The organism is Marinomonas sp. SBI8L, assembly GCF_001624705.1.
Classification (GTDB): Bacteria; Pseudomonadota; Gammaproteobacteria; order Pseudomonadales; family Marinomonadaceae; genus Marinomonas.
This window is the reverse complement of record NZ_JSEO01000001.1, coordinates 126,775-144,463: the sequence shown is the minus strand read 5'-3', so window position 1 is coordinate 144,463 and position 17,689 is coordinate 126,775. Positions and strand designations below refer to the sequence as shown.

The 17,689-nt window shown below is 42.2% G+C and carries 13 protein-coding genes; 5 read left to right on the top strand and 8 right to left on the bottom strand.

Features of this window, described 5'->3' with window-relative positions:
• Positions 1-95: 95 nt before the first annotated feature.
• Positions 96-1,853, top strand: coding sequence for an ABC transporter transmembrane domain-containing protein (locus OA91_RS00625; RefSeq protein ID WP_063338479.1), 1,758 nt, complete (start codon positions 96-98; stop codon positions 1,851-1,853).
• A 402-nt stretch (positions 1,854-2,255) separates the two neighbouring features.
• Here OA91_RS00625 and glgX read toward each other — a convergent pair whose 3' ends face one another.
• From glgX to OA91_RS00605, 4 genes are all read right to left on the bottom strand, one after another.
• Positions 2,256-4,343: a glycogen debranching protein GlgX gene (gene glgX / locus OA91_RS00620; protein WP_063338480.1), complete on the bottom strand. Its 2,088-nt coding sequence runs from the start codon at positions 4,341-4,343 to the stop codon at positions 2,256-2,258.
• Positions 4,344-4,416: 73 nt separating this feature from the next.
• Complete coding sequence (glgB, locus tag OA91_RS00615; RefSeq protein ID WP_063338481.1) at positions 4,417-6,591, bottom strand: 1,4-alpha-glucan branching protein GlgB; 2,175 nt, start codon at positions 6,589-6,591, stop codon at positions 4,417-4,419.
• A gap of 63 nt (positions 6,592-6,654) precedes the next feature.
• The gene (locus OA91_RS00610) at positions 6,655-9,774 is read right to left on the bottom strand and encodes a glycoside hydrolase family 15 protein (protein ID WP_063338482.1); all 3,120 of its coding nucleotides are present in this window, start codon (positions 9,772-9,774) and stop codon (positions 6,655-6,657) included.
• A 373-nt stretch (positions 9,775-10,147) separates the two neighbouring features.
• Entirely contained in the window at positions 10,148-11,782 is a 1,635-nt protein-coding gene (locus OA91_RS00605; protein ID WP_063338483.1) for a methyl-accepting chemotaxis protein, read from the bottom strand.
• 284 nt (positions 11,783-12,066) lie between these two features.
• Here OA91_RS00605 and OA91_RS00600 point away from each other — a divergent pair, with 284 nt between their 5' ends.
• Positions 12,067-12,483 carry a YqaA family protein gene (locus tag OA91_RS00600; protein ID WP_063338585.1) on the top strand — a complete coding sequence of 139 codons (417 nt, stop codon included), beginning with the start codon at positions 12,067-12,069 and terminating at the stop codon, positions 12,481-12,483.
• A 122-nt stretch (positions 12,484-12,605) separates the two neighbouring features.
• Entirely contained in the window at positions 12,606-13,448 is an 843-nt protein-coding gene (locus OA91_RS00595) for an SPOR domain-containing protein (RefSeq protein ID WP_063338484.1), read from the top strand.
• A gap of 83 nt (positions 13,449-13,531) precedes the next feature.
• Here OA91_RS00595 and OA91_RS00590 read toward each other — a convergent pair whose 3' ends face one another.
• On the bottom strand, positions 13,532-13,918 hold the full coding sequence (locus OA91_RS00590; RefSeq protein ID WP_063338485.1) for a hypothetical protein: 387 nt from the start codon (positions 13,916-13,918) through the stop codon (positions 13,532-13,534).
• A gap of 163 nt (positions 13,919-14,081) precedes the next feature.
• Here OA91_RS00590 and OA91_RS00585 point away from each other — a divergent pair, with 163 nt between their 5' ends.
• Positions 14,082-14,963, top strand: coding sequence for an AraC family transcriptional regulator (locus OA91_RS00585; protein ID WP_063338586.1), 882 nt, complete (start codon positions 14,082-14,084; stop codon positions 14,961-14,963).
• Between the two features lie 19 nt (positions 14,964-14,982).
• On the opposite strand, the gene OA91_RS00580 is transcribed toward OA91_RS00585, so the two are convergent.
• The 3 genes from OA91_RS00580 to OA91_RS00570 all read right to left on the bottom strand — a co-directional run bounded on the left by OA91_RS00580 (position 14,983) and on the right by OA91_RS00570 (position 17,116).
• Positions 14,983-15,606 carry a LysE family translocator gene (locus OA91_RS00580; protein WP_063338486.1) on the bottom strand — a complete coding sequence of 208 codons (624 nt, stop codon included), beginning with the start codon at positions 15,604-15,606 and terminating at the stop codon, positions 14,983-14,985.
• A gap of 155 nt (positions 15,607-15,761) precedes the next feature.
• The gene (locus tag OA91_RS00575) at positions 15,762-16,562 is read right to left on the bottom strand and encodes an AraC family transcriptional regulator (RefSeq protein WP_063338487.1); all 801 of its coding nucleotides are present in this window, start codon (positions 16,560-16,562) and stop codon (positions 15,762-15,764) included.
• 107 nt (positions 16,563-16,669) lie between these two features.
• Positions 16,670-17,116 (bottom strand): DUF2798 domain-containing protein, encoded by a 447-nt coding sequence (locus OA91_RS00570; protein WP_082827716.1) that lies wholly within the window; start codon positions 17,114-17,116, stop codon positions 16,670-16,672.
• 121 nt (positions 17,117-17,237) lie between these two features.
• Here OA91_RS00570 and OA91_RS00565 point away from each other — a divergent pair, with 121 nt between their 5' ends.
• Positions 17,238-17,666: a MarR family winged helix-turn-helix transcriptional regulator gene (locus OA91_RS00565; protein ID WP_063338489.1), complete on the top strand. Its 429-nt coding sequence runs from the start codon at positions 17,238-17,240 to the stop codon at positions 17,664-17,666.
• The last annotated feature ends 23 nt before the right edge of the window (positions 17,667-17,689 follow it).

Here is a 17,689-nt window from a genome sequence, read left to right as displayed (position 1 = left end):
TAGGTATTAAGGCCAGTGTTTGTTACTTTAATCATACCTTCCCTAAAGAGTGTTTTATCTAATTGAGAGTTTGGGAAATAGAGTAAGGATTATTAATGAAAAATACCGCAAGTTTGAGCCACTTATTGCCTTTTATTCTGCCTTATAAGAAGCAAATCTTTTTTGCCAGTTTGGCCCTCATTGTGACAGCTGGGGTGACTTTAAGTTTAGGGCAAGGGGTGAGATATCTTATTGATAATGGTATCGCATCAGGTTCGAGTGAAGCCTTATTGGACAGCATAGCCATCTTTTTGGGCTTGGTGGGTTTATTAGCATTAGGTAGCTTTATTCGGTTTTTTCTAGTGTCTTGGATTGGTGAGAAGGTAGTTGCTGATCTTCGTAAAGCTGTGTTCTCTCATTTGATTAATTTGCACCCTGCTTTTTTTGAAGAGCAAAAAAGTGGTGAGATTCAATCTCGTATTACCACGGATACGACACTTTTACAGAGCGTAATTGGTTCATCGGTTTCCATTGCTCTGCGTAATATTTTGATGCTGATTGGTGGCTGCGTGCTCTTGATGGTGACCAATGCCAAACTCACCTTTATTGTGCTTTTGAGCGTGCCCTTGGTGATAGTGCCTATTCTATTTTTTGGTCGTAAAGTACGAAAACTTTCGCGTGATACACAAGATGAAATTGCCAAGGTGGGTGGCCATGTGGGCGAGTCTCTCCGTCATATCAAGGTCGTGCAAAGTCATAATCAGCAAGATCATGATATCGGGCTTTTTTCTAATGTGGTCGAACGTGCTTTTAATGTAAGCGTACAACGTATTCGGCAAAGGGCCTTCCTCTCTGTTGTTGTCATCGTACTTTCTATGTCGGCCATTGCTGCTATGTTGTGGGTTGGTGGTAATGATGTCATGCAAGGGCGCATTACAGGTGGTGAGCTTGCGAGCTTCTTGTTCTACGCCATTATGGTGGCCGCTGCGGTGGCTGCTATCTCAGAGGTGATGGGTGAATTACAGCGTGCAGCAGGGGCTGCTGAGCGTTTAATAGAGCTACTACATACACCTAATAAAATCCCCCCAAATGCCGATACGCCGACACAAATTGAAGATGTGCATGGTACTGGACTTGGTGAAGAAATGATTCGCTTTAATCAGGTGGATTTCGCTTATTCAAGTCGATCTGATAAGGCTATTAGTGAGTTAGATTTAAGTCTGCGAAAAGGCGAGAGAGTCGCGCTGGTGGGGCCATCAGGTGCAGGTAAATCTACCTTGTTAGAACTCTTGTTACGTTTTTATGATGTGGACTCTGGGGCTATCAGTCTATTGGGGCAAAATATTCGTCAGCTTGGCTTAAGTGCTTTACGTGAAAATATGGCCATAGTGCCGCAACATGCAGCCTTATTCGATATTAGTGTGGCTCAGAACATTGCCTATGCAAGACCTGAAGCCAATATGGAAGATATAGTAAAAGCAGCTAAAGCGGCCTTTGCCCATGATTTTATTATGCAGTTACCAGAAGGCTATGACTCTGATCTTGGTGAAAATGGGGTGAAGCTCTCAGGTGGTCAAATGCAGCGAATTGCCATTGCTAGAGCGATTTTAAAAGATGCGCCAATATTGTTACTTGATGAGGCAACCAGTGCGCTAGATGCGCAAAGTGAGTATCATGTACAGCAAGCGCTTGAGCATTTAATGCAGGGTCGAACCAGTTTAATTATCGCCCATAGGCTGTCTACTGTGGTGAATGCCGATCGTATTATTCTGATGGAGCAAGGCAAGCTGGTGGCTCAAGGTACTCATGCCCAGTTGTTAGAAAACTCACCGCTTTATGCCAAGTTAGCCAAGCTGCAATTTCAGCATGCTTAGTGCTCTTTATTAGGCTTCTTTCTTTTAAGAGCCAGTGAACTCACTGGCTCAGTCTTTCCTTTCTCTCTCTGCTTTTTTGCTCTTTATTTTAGCTTTCTATTCTAGGGAACCTGCGAATAAGTCCTCCCGCCTCAGCGTGTGGATAAAAGCGCCTAGGTTTATGGCGAGGGGCGTAACTTAATAGTTATTCTATTGATAAGGCCCTCAACTTAAAGATAGGGCTTTTAGACCACGCCCTTCGGGTCTTTGAAGAATACCTAAACGGCATTTCAGAAAAAGCGTCACCCTGTGTTGTCCCTTTTTGAAAGGTGCCTACATTACGTCAAAGTGACGCCTTGCTTGACGCTTTTTCTGAAAAGACTGAGAAGAGGTGACTTAATCGTAGGTTCCCTAGAGAGCGCCTTAGCTTAGTTGGGCCACAAAAACAGATGCATGAGCACACTTAAGGCTAGTGTCATCCAGACTTACACCTTGAGTGCCAAAGAGCAATTTAGTTTGCCATTTGAGTGGTATTTCAAGCGGTGAGTCAGCTAAACGATTTCCTTTATCAGATGGTGCATTAACCAGGCCGCCTCGATAAAAGCCTAACCAGAGCCTGTCTAAGCTACCTGCATCCTTGCGCCTCTCAAGAATCAAAGAGATAAAATCTCTGTCTTCTTGGTGCCAATCATCATGTGTCATTGGTTCGTTTTTTTGATTGAGCCAGATAACATTGTCTTTAATGTCATGATGAAAAAGCGCGTCATCTTCAAGGCGGCATTCGGCCAAAATTGGATGCTGCTTTCTCAGGGCTAAAAGCTGACTTATTTGGCTTTCTAGCAGATTGCGCTTTGCTGATGTTTTCCAATCTAACCAAGAGATTTCATTATCTTGGCAATAGGCGTTGTTATTGCCCATTTGCGTATTGGATAGCTCATCCCCTGCTAAAATGTGAGGCGTGCCTTGGCTTAAAAGGAGAGTAGCGATCAAGCAGCTTTGCTGATTGAGACGCTCTTGGTTAATTTGATCCTTGTCGGTTTCCCCTTCATGACCAAAGTTTCGACTAATATTTTCCCCATGACCATCACGGTTACTCTCTTGGTTGGCGAGGTTGTGTCGACTCTCATAGCTCACTAAATCGTGTAAGGTAAAACCATCGTGATAGCAGACATAGTTAACCGACTGCACCGCGCTTTTATGACCTTTATGAAAGATATCTCGAGACCCCATAATGCGTGTTGCAAACTCTTGCACTTGGGCTGTATCTCCACGCCAAAAGCGTTTGATGTTATCTCTGTATTTATCATTACATTCTAAAAAGGTAGTCGGGAATTGGCCGAGTTGATAGCCATCTGGTCCTATATCCCAAGGTTCAGAAATGAGACAAGCTTGTGAGATGATAGGGTCTTGTAGCATGGCGCTTAATAAAGGCGCTCGGCTATCAAAGCCATGTTGAGTTCGGCCAAGATCGACCCCAAGGTCAAAGCGGAAACCATCTACTCCCATTACTTCTAGCCAATAACGCATGCTGTCCATAATGAGCTGAATGCTCTTTGGGTGGTAAGTATCAAAACAGTTGCCGCAGCCTGTGAAGTTTAAATATTCACCTTGTTCTGAGCGGTAGTAGCTCTTGTTATCGATTCCCTTAAAGCTGACATTTGCTTGGTCTAGCTCCCCTTCGTAGGTGTGGTTATAAACCACATCTAAGATGACCTCAAAGCCTGCTTTATGTAAGCCTTCTACCATGAGCTTAAATTCGGCCACAGGATCTTCAATGGCATACTCATAATCAGGTGTGAAAAAGTTGATTGGGTTGTAGCCCCAATAGTTTGTAAGCCCGAGCGCTTGTAAGCGCAGCTCACTGGCAAAGGCGAAGCAAGGCATTATTTGTAAGCTGGTAACCCCTAAGGCTTTTAGATGCGCTAGGCTTTTAGGCTCAATGAGGCCTAGGTACTTACCTTTGAGTCTCTCATCTATGTCTAGCTGTTGGCTAAAACCTTTAATATGGAGTTCGTAAAGACTACGACTTTCTGCTTTTATCTTTTTACTAAGGGCTTGCGTGGCTTTTTCACCTTGCTGGCTAACAATGCATTTAGGTACTGAGTGAGCTGAATCTTGCGTATTCATTGTGCCTGTCTTTAGCATAGCGCTTTGATCTGGATGCCAATGGAGCTTGCCGCTGAGCTTTTTCGCATAAGGATCGAGTAGCAACTTATGAGGATTAAAGAGGTGCTGCTCTTTGGGATTAAACTCCCCATCAATACGATAGCCATACAATTGGCCGTCTTTTAGACCGTGTATCTCTGCATGCCAAATACCTTGTGTCTTTTGCTTGAGGGCTATTTGGAGCTCGCTTTCTTGATCGTCTGAAGCAAACAAACAAAGGCTAACTTGTTTGGCGTGATGAGAGTAAATCGCAAAATTGACACCTGTCTCAGTGAGGCTTGCTCCCAGTGGGTGAGGGTGCCCGGGTGTTTGAATATACTGGTTTTGAGGTTTTTGGTTCTGCATTTATCTACCTGTTTTATCCTTGCTGGCTTGTTTGCCCTTTTCATTGAAAAGGGCCTGTACAAGGATTGCTTCGCTAAGCCTTAAGCTTAAGCTTAAGCGCAATTGCTGCAAGAGGCGGAACCTGTAGGCAAAGGCTTTGATCTTTACCATGGCTCGCAATAGCGTCTGTGTTACAACTTGTCGGAACTGGGTACTGACTACCTTTATAGTGCTCAGCATCCGTATTAAATACCATTTGATACTCACCTTCGTCAGGCACACCCACTCGGTATTCATTGTGTGGGTTTGGCGTGAAATTGATGAGTACGACTATCTTTTCATCAGAGTCTTTGGCGCGGCGGATAAAGCTTAGAATGCTGTTGCCTTTATCATCATAGCTTATCCACTCAAAGCCTTGATAACTATGGTCGTAATGCAATGCGGCTTCATCTTGGTAAAGCTGGTTAAGGTCTCGGCAAAGGGACTGTTGAGCTTGGTGGTAATCTATGTCTAATAAGTGCCAATCTAGACTCGTATCATGATTCCACTCTCTACCTTGAGCAAGTTCATTACCCATGAAATTAAGCTTCTTACCCGGATGGAAATACATATAAGCCGTAAAGGCTCTCAGGTTAGCGAACTGTTGCCAAGTATCCCCTGGCATCTTGGTTAGCATAGAGCCTTTACCATGTACCACTTCATCATGAGACAAGGGCAATACAAACTGCTCGTCGAAGGCATAGGCTAAGGAGAAGGTCATTTCTCCATGGTGATATTGACGGTGAATTGGATCTTTAGATATGTATTGAAGGGAGTCATTCATCCAGCCCATATTCCATTTAAAACCAAAACCAAGCCCATCAAGGTAGGTAGGCTTTGAGACACCAGCAAAGGCGGTAGACTCTTCCGCTACGGTAAAGCAGCGAGGATGGTTGAGGTAAATGGTTTCATTAAGGCGACGTAAAAAGCTAATGGCTTCGTAGTTATGATTACCACCATCCACATTAGGAATCCATTCCCCTTCTTCTCGTGAGTAATCCAGATACAACATAGAGGCGACAGCATCGACTCGTAAACCATCAATATGGAATTCTTCTAACCAGTAAACCGCATTACTGATGAGGTAGTTCACCACATGCTCTTTACCAAAGTCATAGATTAAAGATTGCCATTCAGGGTGAAAACCTTTTTTAGGATCTGGGTATTCGTACTGCTTATCCCCATCAAAGTTGGCTAAGCCATGGCTGTCTGCCGGGAAGTGTGCAGGTACCCAATCGACAATCACACCTATGCCTGCTTGGTGGAATTTATCCACTAAGAACTTAAAGTCATCAGGGTTACCAAAGCGAGAGGTTACCGCATAAAGCCCAACCGGCTGATAACCCCAGGAGCCATCAAACGGATGCTCGGACACAGGTAATAACTCTACATGGGTGTAGGCCATCTCTTTTACATAATTTACCAGTTCGTCAGCATGCTCACGAAAGGTCAAAGGCTGTCCATGTTTGCGACGCCAAGAGCCTAAATGCACTTCATAGATACTCATTGCCTTGTGGTAATGATCAGGCTTTTCTTGGGACATCCAGCTTTTGTCTTGCCAAGCATATTGTCCGTTATCCCAAGTTACACTGGAAAAAGAAGGGTATTGCTCAATTAATCTGGCATAAGGGTCTGTTTTATGAGGAATGAGTTCCCCATGCTTATCTCTTATTTCATATTTGTACTTTTGACCTGTGCCCACGTCTGGAATAAATAAACGCCATAGACCTTCGCCGCTGCTGGCCATAGGATGAGCACGGCCATCCCAAGCATTAAAGTCCCCCACCACACTAATAGAGCGAGCAGCTGGGGCATACACACAAAAGCGAGTGCCATCGATTCTAAGTTCATCACTAACCTGACAGAAAGCGGGATTAGCCCCCTGATTAAGATACATAGTAGCACTGTGGTGCGGTACATCATTAAAGGTGGTATCTGTGAATTGATAGGGGTCGAGGCGAATCAGTTCATGATCTTGATATTGGATCTTAAGGCGATAATGAAAACGCTCTTTTCGCTCAGGCCAGTCTAGGTAAAAAAGGCCGTTATCATCTTTACTTACCATGGTGCCTAGTAACGTGTCGTCTTCAAGGGCGAGGATATCAATCGCCAAAGCGCCAGGTTGCCAAACCGTGAGACTTAACCCTTTAGTCTTTGAGTTGTCTTGTAATCCAAGACAAGCAAAGGGATCAGCACATCTGGCTTGTTGCAAATCATCTAGTAAATCCATTTCTATCTCCAACTGTTAAATCTGAAAGCATCACCCTTAATCAAGGGTTAAGGCTGATGCGTGCTAACCATGTAGCGCTGCCACAGAAAGCAATAAATACTGGTTGATTTTGCTTGGTGGAAGTTGGGCAAATTCGATTAAAGCGGCATTCTCTTCTTCTGCCAATGAGTAATCATGATGGCTATTTTGACGTACAAATTCTTCTACGCAATGGCTGACAATCAGTGGCAGATTTACATCGGCTTCGAAAGTACAGTCAGGGTGTGTCTCACAGTAAAGCAAGTAAGCATTTAATGCTTCAAATATCAGGCTCTTGTACCAGCTTGGGTGAATGTCATAGGTTAAACGTTCAATTAAAAGGGCGAAAGTATCTTCCCCTGCGGTCATAGACTTTAAGGTAAGCTGGCAATCCAACACGGTATTACTTTGTTTATCACCAAAAATAATATGGTTTGCATGTTTAAGGCCAGACCATATTTTGGTTAAGAAGGTTTCTGGTAGCTTGGTGATCATACCTTGCTCTAAACGCCAATCAAACCAGTCTAGATCTGTCATATCTAGCTCATCTTCATCTCTCTCTTGGCTGAACATTTCTCCGTAAGAAAAGCCCGACATACCTTTATTATGCGCCTGATGCTTTTGATCTAATACTCGCTCAAATATGCGATAAAGCTGGTGGGGAGAAAGCTGAGCCAAAGTTAAAAACGCATCTTCTCCTTCATCCATACCAGCTTGTTTGGCGCAAAGCAGTGCAAAGTGATGCAAGCGAATGGTGCGAACTCCATTGAAATAGTCAGGTTTTGCCCGAATGAGTGCACCGGCTATGGCGATAAGTTCATGGTAAATCACCTTCGCGATGGGGTTAGGTGAGATTCGCTCTATCAGTTCAAAGATTTCATTTTGATGTAATGGGTTGCGAATATGTATCTCGGCCTTATGGGCTTCGCCTAAAATAAGCTGGCGCTGGCGTACTGTGATATCAGCAATATAGGTCGCAAGGTCTGTGGTTGGCTGCATTAAAATTGCGAACAACTGCCTCACCGCTCCCCAGTTTTCATGTAATAGGGCTTGGGTGTAAACAGATTCAAGCACTTTATAAGCGGTAATCGCTGGTGAGCTAAAGGGCATGGTTTGCACCAAGGCTTGGCGCTTATGCAGTTCTAGCAAGCAATCAACCGCTAAGGTCATGTTTGGTTTTTGGTTAAGGAGCAATAATAGTTCATCATTAGACTTTAATGCTAAGGACATAGAAGGATGTTCAAACTCGTCCTGAGTGACAGGCCAAGGGGCTTGATGCACACTGAGCTTTGCTTCTAAAGAATGGCTTTTATCTTTATCCAGCGTAATACTGCGACGAATGCCAGACTTGAAAGCGTTCTTAGCTGATTGAGGCAGAACGTCATAGTTTTCTGTTTCATGATTCTGCAATTGACGCAGAAACTCGAATAGCTGATCACAGTGCTTCATCGCCGCGACGGCATCTTCAATAAAGAGGGTAAACACAGGGTTGGCTGGGTAATACCAGTGCTCGTGAATACTGTCTAATTCGTTGCAGATATAGTCTTTGATTAAGTCTGGATCTAGCTTGCGATAGTCTTTGTCTTCGTTTTGAATCCACGACAAACACAGATAATTCTGCTCATTAATGCAAAAGAGCTGCGAGGTCGCCATGCTGTTTAACGCACGAGAAGGGCGGCCGCTTAAACCTAAGCTGCTAGACACGCCAAGGTGGCGATAAGTATCAATAAGCTGTTCACAACTCATGACTTTTAGAGGGGCTATCTCTTCTAGCGTTTGGCATAAAACACCCGCATCAAGCAGACGTTTTTTGGTTGCTTCTGTTTGCGCCAAAATGACCATAGACGTCTTAACCGCAGGCTTTTGGTGCTGTCTTGGATGCAAACCGATTGGATCAAGGTCGCGAGTGGTTATCAGCTCTTCATCAAGCATTTTACCCACAAGGTAAAGGCTTTGGGCCCACACAAGCGGTAGGTTGTCATTGGCAACACGTGTTTGAGAACCTGGATTTTCTTTCTCTGCTTGTACCTTATCAAAGGGGACAGAATACAATTCAGGCAGTAACATTTGACCATCTTTTTCTATCATCAGGCTTTCTAGTTTTCGACGATAGTGATTGGCACTCTCCCAGTCTCTGGCAAACAAGCGGTCGATATAAAGGTAAGTGAAAAAAAGCGGCCACTCAGACTCAATATGCTCAAAGTTGATGAGTTCATCATACTCATAATAAATACGGTTTTGATCTTCAAGAGCCACTTGGTGACCATCAAGTAAGAAGCGCTTACAGCCGTATTCGCCCCCTAGCTTATCGATAATTTCAAGGCGTGTTTTACGAGCAAGTTTAATGTCTCTCACGGCAAAAGCAGGGAAGCTAATAATACTTAAAAGGGCGCTATCGACCTCTTTAGAGCGGGACTCTTTTGGCAATAAGGACGCCAGTACAGATGACGCTCGTGCAACCGCATCAGCAAAGGAGTGAATCTCTGCCCACTTAGGGCCATCATCACCGAAAAGGTTAAGGCCATCTAACGCTTCCATCGCGGCTTTTGCCATGCCGACAGAGCTGGCGTTTATCTCTGCTTTACCATTATTTACCTTGTTGCCTCGCTCCCAAATTCCATAATCAGGAGTGCGGTAAGTTCTTGAAATGTAATAAATTAAGTTTTGGATGAAGTTGACTTCGTCGCGGGAGAAAATGATCTTAGAGCCCGCTTTTGTCATTTGCGCCAGCATCAATAAATAAAAGCTGGTGGCATCGATTTGCAAATGGCCCCAAGCATCATCTGCTACGGCTTCTAAGCCAGTTTTTGTATCGTATTTTGCGTGTAGTGCATCAGCAGGATTAAGGCTGTGCTTAAACGCTTCTACCTTGCGAGTTTGTCTCATCATGGCGGATAAAAGGCCGCGCATCATTTTGATACAGGAGTGCTCTAATTCGTAGGCACGTTTTTGTGGGTTGCCGTTACGTTTATTGGCAAGGTAAAGCGCCCAAATAGCTTGAATGCTATAGACGTTATCCCTCACCCAGGCATCAGTATAGTTACCATGGTTATTAATACTGGTACTGGCAGGAAATAGACCAGTCACAGGGTGCTGCCGAGATAAAATAACCTGATTAATATGTTGATAGAGAGCTTCTAACTTATCAGGTATTACAGACGTCATTGGTAAGTTCCTTTGATTTGAGAAAACGCTTAAGTTCTAAAAAACAATGCTAAAAAATTGCCGTCAGCGTCAGTTTAGTGCTTAGCCAATCATTATTATTAACACCTAGGTGTTGCAAAAATATGTTTCGCCGGAAGCAATTGGTTATCGACAAACAAATAAACATCTACTCAGGTAAAACGATCGAGCCATGCTATCGCATCTTATTATCTTGCCTGTCTAAAATAGTCTTATGCAAGTTCTATGACAAAGTGTAAAAATAAAAAAGCGGTTAATCATACGATAAACCGCTTTTTTTATTTTGCTTAATCTTTTCTAAATACGTGGGAGCCTACGATTAAGTCCTCCCGCCTCAGCGTGTGGATAAAAGCACCTAGGTTGAGAATTCAGTGATTAAGTTTCTCAGTTGGCCAGCGCATTGTTTTAATTCTACGATGTTGCTTTCCATCGCCTTATTGTCTTGAGAGGTCTCTTCAGTCACCGAATTAATGTTGTTTATGTTACGGCTAATCTCTTCGGCCACTTGGGTTTGCTCATGGGAGGCTAAGGTGATCTGCTGGTTTAAGTGTGAGATCTCTTTGATGCCATGGTTAATATCTGAGAAGCTTGTGCCTGCCTGCACAGCTTGCTCAACCCCTTCTTGGGCCATGGTCTGTGCTTTTTCCATGATATCTACCGTGGCCAGTGTTTGGTTCCTCAAACTTTCTATCATGTCTTGAATCTCAACTGCAGAGCCTTGTGATCTTTGAGCTAGGTGCCTGACTTCATCCGCTACAACGGCAAAGCCTCGTCCTTGTTCTCCCGCTCTTGCAGCTTCAATAGCGGCATTTAAGGCGAGAAGGTTGGTTTGATCGGATACCTGACCTATTACCTCAAGCACGGTTTCGATATTCATCACATTGTTTCTAAGTTGGTGAATAGAGTTGGTGGCATGGGCGACATTTTCAGCCAAGCCTTTAATGCTATCGTTGGAGCTGGTGATAATGGCTAGACCTTGTTTTGATTGTTGTTGTACTTCTTGAGCCTTATTACTTGCCTCGGCGGAAATGTCATTAGCTTGTTGAGCACTGGCCGCCATTTGCAGCATAGCACTGGCGGTTTGTTCGGTTTCTTTAAGTTGGGTTTCAACCCCATGTGTGGTCTTGTCGCTGATCTGGTTTGACTGCACTACGATATGATCAAGCTGAGAACTAGAGCTGCCGACCTTGTTTACTATTTGTTGGAAGGATTCCATCATTTGATTATAAGACGAGGCCATTACACCAAGTTCATCTTTGCTCGAAAAATCAACACGTTGGGTTAGATCTCCTGACTCGGCAACACTTAACATAATGTCTTTAAGCATAATGACCCGAGAGGTGACTAAATAGATGATGAATAGGGCGGTACCACCGATGAAAAGCGTCAGTAGGATAACCGCAATGCCAAAACGTATGAGATTATGGAAGAACTGCTGATGTAAGGCGTCCAGATAAACACCCGTACCGATAATAATGTTCCAAGGCTCAAAGGCTTTCACATAGGCGTTTTTAGCGGTAGCGTCTGTTTCACCTGCTTTGGGCCACATGTAATCGACAAAACCTGCACCGTCTTTTTCGACGACTTTTAAGAATTCTGCAAAGACTCTCACCCCATTCACATCTTCAAATTGGCTCATATCTTTGCCTTCGAGAGCCGGAGTAATAGGGTGCATTAACATGGTGGAGTTCATGTCATTTATCCAGAAGTACTCTTTGCCTTCGTAACGTAGCTCTCTAATAACCTCAAACGCTTCCTGTTTGGCTAAGTCTTGGCTGGTTCCTTGTTTTAGGGCGTTTTGGTAATAGTGATTTAGTGTGCTGTGTGCGACTTCGACCAAATCCTTGGTTCTATCTTGCCTGTCTTGAAATTGGGTCATATAAAGGGAGTAAAGCGAAACGCCTATTAAGGCTGAAGTACCTAACGACATCAGTACTATGATGGCCCAAAGCTTGTAACGTATTTGAATATTATTTAATGCATTAAACATTTTTCATCCTACTTGTTCGCAGCTTCCTAGAGAAACGAGGGAACATTTTTCTATGTTAAAAAGTGAATTACCTATAAGTAATTCTTATTTCTAACGACAAGCTTACTGGTATGTTTGAGCCAAGACTTGATGTAAATCAAGCTAACTGGCTTCTTCAATGAAGTTGTGATTTTATGGAATGAAATGCTAAACACATAAAAAAATCTTATATCTCATATGTGAACTTGGTTCTTTATTTATTAGAAGTGCTAGTATGGCGCGGTCTTAGTTTACTGCTGATTGATATGGAATATTTATACCTAGCGCTGACGGCTTTTTTAAGTGCAACTTTGTTGCCTATGGGGTCCGAAGCTCTACTACTGCTTTATGCAAATGATACGAATCTTTCTCTTATTGGATTGGCTGTTGTCGCAAGTCTTTTCAATACCTTTGGTTCCTGTGTGAACTGGTGGTTAGGTGGATATCTTGAGCACTTTCAAGAGAAGAAGTGGTTTCCTGTTTCTCAAGAACAGCTAAATAAAGCCCAGATAAGGTTTAATAAATACGGCAGAGCAAGTTTGTTATTTGCTTGGTTACCCATTATTGGAGACCCGCTTTGCTTTGTGGCTGGCTTGCTTAAGGTTAACTTTGTCTCCTTTTTCGTTTTGGTGCTAATTGGAAAGTCATTGCGATACTCAATGCTCTTATTCTTGGTTATTTAGGCTCAATTCATTGTTTGATCACGATTTATTCTAAGCTAAGTGCTTTTTTAGGGTGACGTCAAAATTTAATCCCGCTAGAATCATGATTAAGAATTGAACGCTGATAACGCTAAGGAATTCACGTGAAACTAGAACTCGCTGCTACTTCAACCAAAAAACTGACTAAGCTATCTGCATTTGCATTAGCCGTCACAGCTCTACAGGGCTGTTCTATGTTATCACCAGCAGGAAATGTTGTTGAGACACAACCTATCACAATGGAACAGCAAATGGCTCAGTCCGTTGCTGAGTGGGAAAGCATAAAACCTAAGATTGATAATGTACTTCAGCTTGAAGCTAAAATCGCCAAGTTAGAAGGTGAAATTGCTGAACTTCAATCTGGTAATACAACAGCTGGTACTAAAATGGTGCCTGCTGAAAAAATGGCTGCCAGTGAAAAAATGGACAAGGAAGACATGACAGCAGAGAAGATTAAGGCACAAGCCGCTCCTCTTCGTGAAGAACCTGTTGTTGCGAAAATGAATAAAATTGATGCTGAAGATCTGATGATGACAGATCTTGAAATGAGTCTAATGGAAGAAGCGAAAGCAGAAGAAGCCATGGCTCGTGAAAAAGAATACGAAGTACCGAATGATAACTATGTTCGTGCTGAGTTCATGAAAAAAGCAGCAGAACAAAAAACAACTAAGCGTAAGAAAACGCCAGGTGAGTATGGCTTACAGCTAGTTTCTCATCGTACAGAAGCAGGCGCTAACCGAGCTTGGGCACCAATTTCCACTAAGTTTAGAACCCTGTTAGCAGGTAAAGAGCCTGTGATTGAGATGGCCACTGTGAAAGGTAAGCAGTACTATCGCTTAAAAGTTGGTCCTTATTACGATAAGCGAATTGCTGTTGATACTTGTAAGCAGCTAGTACTAAGCCGCCAAGATTGCCTTGTGAGTGATTATTATGGCGAACCCTTCTAAGCAAACTCGCTAAGAAACAAGCCAGTTAAAAAAGGACCGAGAGGTCCTTTTTTAATGCCTGACATTTAGTATCTAGGCTTTGTTTAGTATGCTTTTTTCACCATTAAATAAGCCACGATGGGAAACTGAATCCAGAAAGAAAAATAGAAGAATGTTAGGTACCAATAAGGGTAAACAAATTCTATGCCCAGCCCTTGATACCAAGCCAATAATAGATAATCGAATAGAAATAGCGGCAAGGTGAGGTAAAGCGCAAGCCAAAGCGAGTTCTTAAGATAACGGCCATCATTCCAAAACTTCTTAAGCGAGTAACGGGTGACAGGGAAGTAGAGTAAGGTTACCAAGACACAGATTATAAACTTTATCTCCAAGGCCCTTCCTTGGTAATAATCTGGTAATCCTAAAATGTAAAAGCTTGCCCAAGTAACAAAGGCATAAAAGAATAAATGAATGTGCTTTTTTAATGGCATAAGAAACCTCTTATTTGACTTAATATGCTTAGTTATTCTAGGTTTAGCTCTATTTTTAAGAAGATCTAAAACCTGCAAACACCTGCCTAATCCTCTCTTATTCTTGAACTTGTTTTTCTCTGCTTATAAGCTTGCTAATCAAAACGCTAAACAATGGTTATGTATGGATAATGTGATTCAGGTCTTGAGTTCTCTGGCGATCAATGAAGGTTTTAATCCAAGTAATATCGAGGGGGTCAGCGTATTTAAGGCATCTCAGCACTATATTAGTGAACCTATTACTTATGCTCAGGGAATCATTTTCATCTTGCAAGGTTCGGAAGATGTTTATCTAGGAGGGCAAAAATATGTTTATGATGAACAAAACTATCTTGTCATCCCTGTGCCTATTATTGCTGAGTGTAAGATTCTAGCGACCTCGACTAATCCTATGTTGGCCATAGCTTTGGATATTGATTTAGAGCAACTGACCAAAATTGTCTACGAGCTAAACCAAGTGGAAAGTTTCAAACATCAGCTTAAGGGGATTGAAACCGAACAAGCCAGCCGAGGTATTTTTGTTTCACCCATTGTTGATGATATTCAAGCTACTTTATGTCGCTTGATACTCATGCTTAATAACCCCCAAGAAAGTGCTTTATTAGGTAAGCAAACTCTTAGGGAGCTTTTATATCGGGTCTTGGTGAGTAATCAAGGGCGTGAATTTTATCAGTTAACCTTGATGGATACTGACTTAGCTAGGATTGATCAGGCATTAAAATGGATGCATCAATTTTATGATCAAAGTATCAGCATCACGGAACTGGCGAGTAAAGTGAATATGGGAGAGTCGACTTTTCATCGTGTGTTTAAACGCATTACTCAGCACTCTCCCGGCCAGTATTTGAAAAAGCTTAGATTGGATAAGGCCAAAATCTTGCTGGAAGAAAAAGGCTGTCAGGTGCAAGAAGCTGCTTTTTATACTGGATATAAAAGTGCAACTCAATTTGCCCGAGAGTTTAAACGCCTCTATGGCAAAAGCCCGAGTGACTACTTGAAACCCTAAAGCAATGATTAAGTACGGATTAACTCAAGAGTGTTATCAGCATAGGATTCTCAATCAGTAGCCAAGCACTAACAAGGGCTAAGCTAGCGGCATAAAGGTAATTCAGTGCCATTTCATAGGTAGGGCTACGCGATATTTTTGACAATAAATCACCAATGGAAACCCAAAGAAAATGGATAGAAATGTTTAAGATGGCGAGCCAGATAATCAGCAACATGATGCCTTGCTGTCCAAATTCTTGTTGGGCTTGATCAGAAAATAGCGTGAACATTAAAAAGACCATTAGCCAGCCCTTAGAGTTTAATGCCTGCACTATTAGTCCATCAATGAAACCAAGGGACTGTGACTCTTTATCAAGTTTAGAAGTGCTGCTCTGAACAAATTTATAGGCTAAATAGAATAAGTAAAAAGCGCCTAATAATTGCATAGTGTTCATGAGTTCAGGCTGAGACTTTAACACTTCACCTAGCCCAAAGCCTATGATGATGGACTTCACTAAAAAGACTGTATCGACACCCGCGATTAATGGAATAGATCGTTTCACACCAACACTTGCACCTGATGCTGCAAATACTATGTTGGCAGGTCCCGGGCTAAACACTAGGGGAAACATCACCCCTAACCAAATTAAAAATAAACTCATACAGATCCTCCTAATAATGAAGGTGAATTTTATTCGATAGAAGCCTGAGCCTCTTGTATGAAATTGACCCTTGAGGTTTGAAGAGATTACTTAGGTTAGTGCTGATAGTGTGAAGCGTTACTTATAGAGAGCTTAAAAAGTAGAGCGTTTAATAACTAGAGGATTTGATAATTTGATGGAGAGGTACCAAAGGCCTTTTTAAAATTACGAGTGAAGTGGCTTTGATCATAAAAACCGCAAGCAAGCGAGGCATCGACACAGCTTGCGCCATTAGCGAGAAGCCCTTTCGCTTTTTGTACTTTTATGAGGATTAAGTATTGATGTGGCGTGATGCCAAACAGGGTTTTAAAATGTTTGATTAATTGAAACTTTGAGCAATTCGTGACAGCTTCTAGCTCAGTTAATGATGGATTAGCTTCAAAATTATCATGGATATAATCTCTTGCCCTATAGCTTGCCGCTTTTGATATCCCTAGATAAGCCTGTTCTTTAGCTGAACCATACTGAGTGAAAAGTTTATCAAGCGCCAATACAAATAAAGACTCTTTACTTAACAGGAAAGCAGGTTCCTCTAAGGATATATGAAGCTGTCGTAAGCTATCAAAGAGTGCTTCATCATAGATCTTTGGAGAATCAATAATAGGGTCAATAGGCAAGTCTCGCTGGGAAAATTGAGAGGCAAGTTCAGCTAAATTAAAGTAGAACATACGGTACTGCCAGCCCTGCTTTGAGCCTGAGAAGCCAGTATGTACTTCGCCAGGATTAATCGCGACTATATGTCTTTTGGGAATGACTAAGTTTTGGCCGCGATAATATAACCCCTCAGCACCTTCTTCAATCATGCCAATGGCTAGCTCATCATGCCAATGCTTTGAAAACTCAAATTTGTTGTAGCGAGCAGAGAGAAGCTCGACGCCTTTAAACGTATCGCTCCTCCATATTTTTGATGTTTCCATGCTCATGTTCTCGTTTTCTCACTAACTTAAATGACCTCTATTTAAAGAGATTATAGCCTTGGAACTGGTAAAGCCGTATAGGATAAAATTGAGCGGTGAAAATCTCCCTAGCTTGCCATGTATCTTTCTAGTCTGGGCTTGATGAAAAGGGTCATCATTAAGGCAATTAAAATACCTAGAGGTAGCGCTAGAGTGAAAGCGCCAAACCAGTTTTGAGCGAATTCAGCAGCATTTGTCATACCTAAATTATTTAAGGTCGTTACGAATGCCATGACGCTTTCCATTATGACAGCCATACTAAAACCAACGACAAAATTGCGTTTCAGGTCGCTAGTATTGGGGAAGCACTTTTTAACAAAACGGCTTACTAAGGTCATGAGTAAGAAGCCAATGGGAGCCATGATAAGTGCGGCTAGTGCTAATGATGATAGCCATTGGCGGACAAAATTATCAGTGAAGCCAATATTTTGATAGGTCATAACAAAGGTCAGGCTACCCACTAGAGTAACTATGATTGATGCTACAATGGCGATCTTTTTCAATAACTTAGGCATAATTGTATTTCCTCTCATTAATGAGATTTTAAAGTGCACTCTGAATATGGTTGATAATATCAACTAGGTTGGGGTGCATCCTAAAAATATAATTGATAATGTCAACTACTTTGGAATGCTTATGTCAGAATTAAAGATGCCAAACCCTTTTATGGTGCTTGCTCATAAATTTAAATCTATGGTGTTAAGGGCGTTAAGAGACCAAGGCATTGATATTGTTCCTATGCATATCAAATCTTTATTTTGTGTGAATCGTTTAGAAAGCTGTACTGCGGTTGATATTGCTGAAGCGTTAGATAGAGATAAAGCGCAAATTACCCGCCTTATCAAAGAGTTAATTGATAAGGAGCTGGTTCGTAAAGAGCCGAACCCAAATGATAAACGCAGCCAATTGATTGTATTAACTGAGCATGGGCGGGCTACTTTGAACAAGGTATTGAGCATTGAAAAAACCATTATTGAGAAGATGCATCAAGGCATGCCACAGGAGAAAATTGATCAGTTTGATCAACTCTCAAGACAAATGGTTGAGAATTTACAGAAGAGTTAAATAAAAAAACCAGCCGAGGCTGG

What these genes read in the sequence shown, in the direction of transcription:
- glgB (WP_063338481.1), bottom strand. Translation starts at nt 6,591, where the DNA reads ATGGATTTACTAGATGATTTGCAACAAGCCAGATGTGCTGATCCCTTT.
- OA91_RS00600 (WP_063338585.1), top strand. Translation starts at nt 12,067, where the DNA reads ATGGAATATTTATACCTAGCGCTGACGGCTTTTTTAAGTGCAACTTTG.
- OA91_RS00605 (WP_063338483.1), bottom strand. Translation starts at nt 11,782, where the DNA reads ATGTTTAATGCATTAAATAATATTCAAATACGTTACAAGCTTTGGGCC.
- OA91_RS00590 (WP_063338485.1), bottom strand. Translation starts at nt 13,918, where the DNA reads ATGCCATTAAAAAAGCACATTCATTTATTCTTTTATGCCTTTGTTACT.
- OA91_RS00575 (WP_063338487.1), bottom strand. Translation starts at nt 16,562, where the DNA reads ATGGAAACATCAAAAATATGGAGGAGCGATACGTTTAAAGGCGTCGAG.
- glgX (WP_063338480.1), bottom strand. Translation starts at nt 4,343, where the DNA reads ATGCAGAACCAAAAACCTCAAAACCAGTATATTCAAACACCCGGGCAC.
- OA91_RS00570 (WP_082827716.1), bottom strand. Translation starts at nt 17,116, where the DNA reads ATGCCTAAGTTATTGAAAAAGATCGCCATTGTAGCATCAATCATAGTT.
- OA91_RS00580 (WP_063338486.1), bottom strand. Translation starts at nt 15,606, where the DNA reads ATGAGTTTATTTTTAATTTGGTTAGGGGTGATGTTTCCCCTAGTGTTT.
- OA91_RS00565 (WP_063338489.1), top strand. Translation starts at nt 17,238, where the DNA reads ATGTCAGAATTAAAGATGCCAAACCCTTTTATGGTGCTTGCTCATAAA.
- OA91_RS00625 (WP_063338479.1), top strand. Translation starts at nt 96, where the DNA reads ATGAAAAATACCGCAAGTTTGAGCCACTTATTGCCTTTTATTCTGCCT.
- OA91_RS00610 (WP_063338482.1), bottom strand. Translation starts at nt 9,774, where the DNA reads ATGACGTCTGTAATACCTGATAAGTTAGAAGCTCTCTATCAACATATT.
- OA91_RS00585 (WP_063338586.1), top strand. Translation starts at nt 14,082, where the DNA reads ATGGATAATGTGATTCAGGTCTTGAGTTCTCTGGCGATCAATGAAGGT.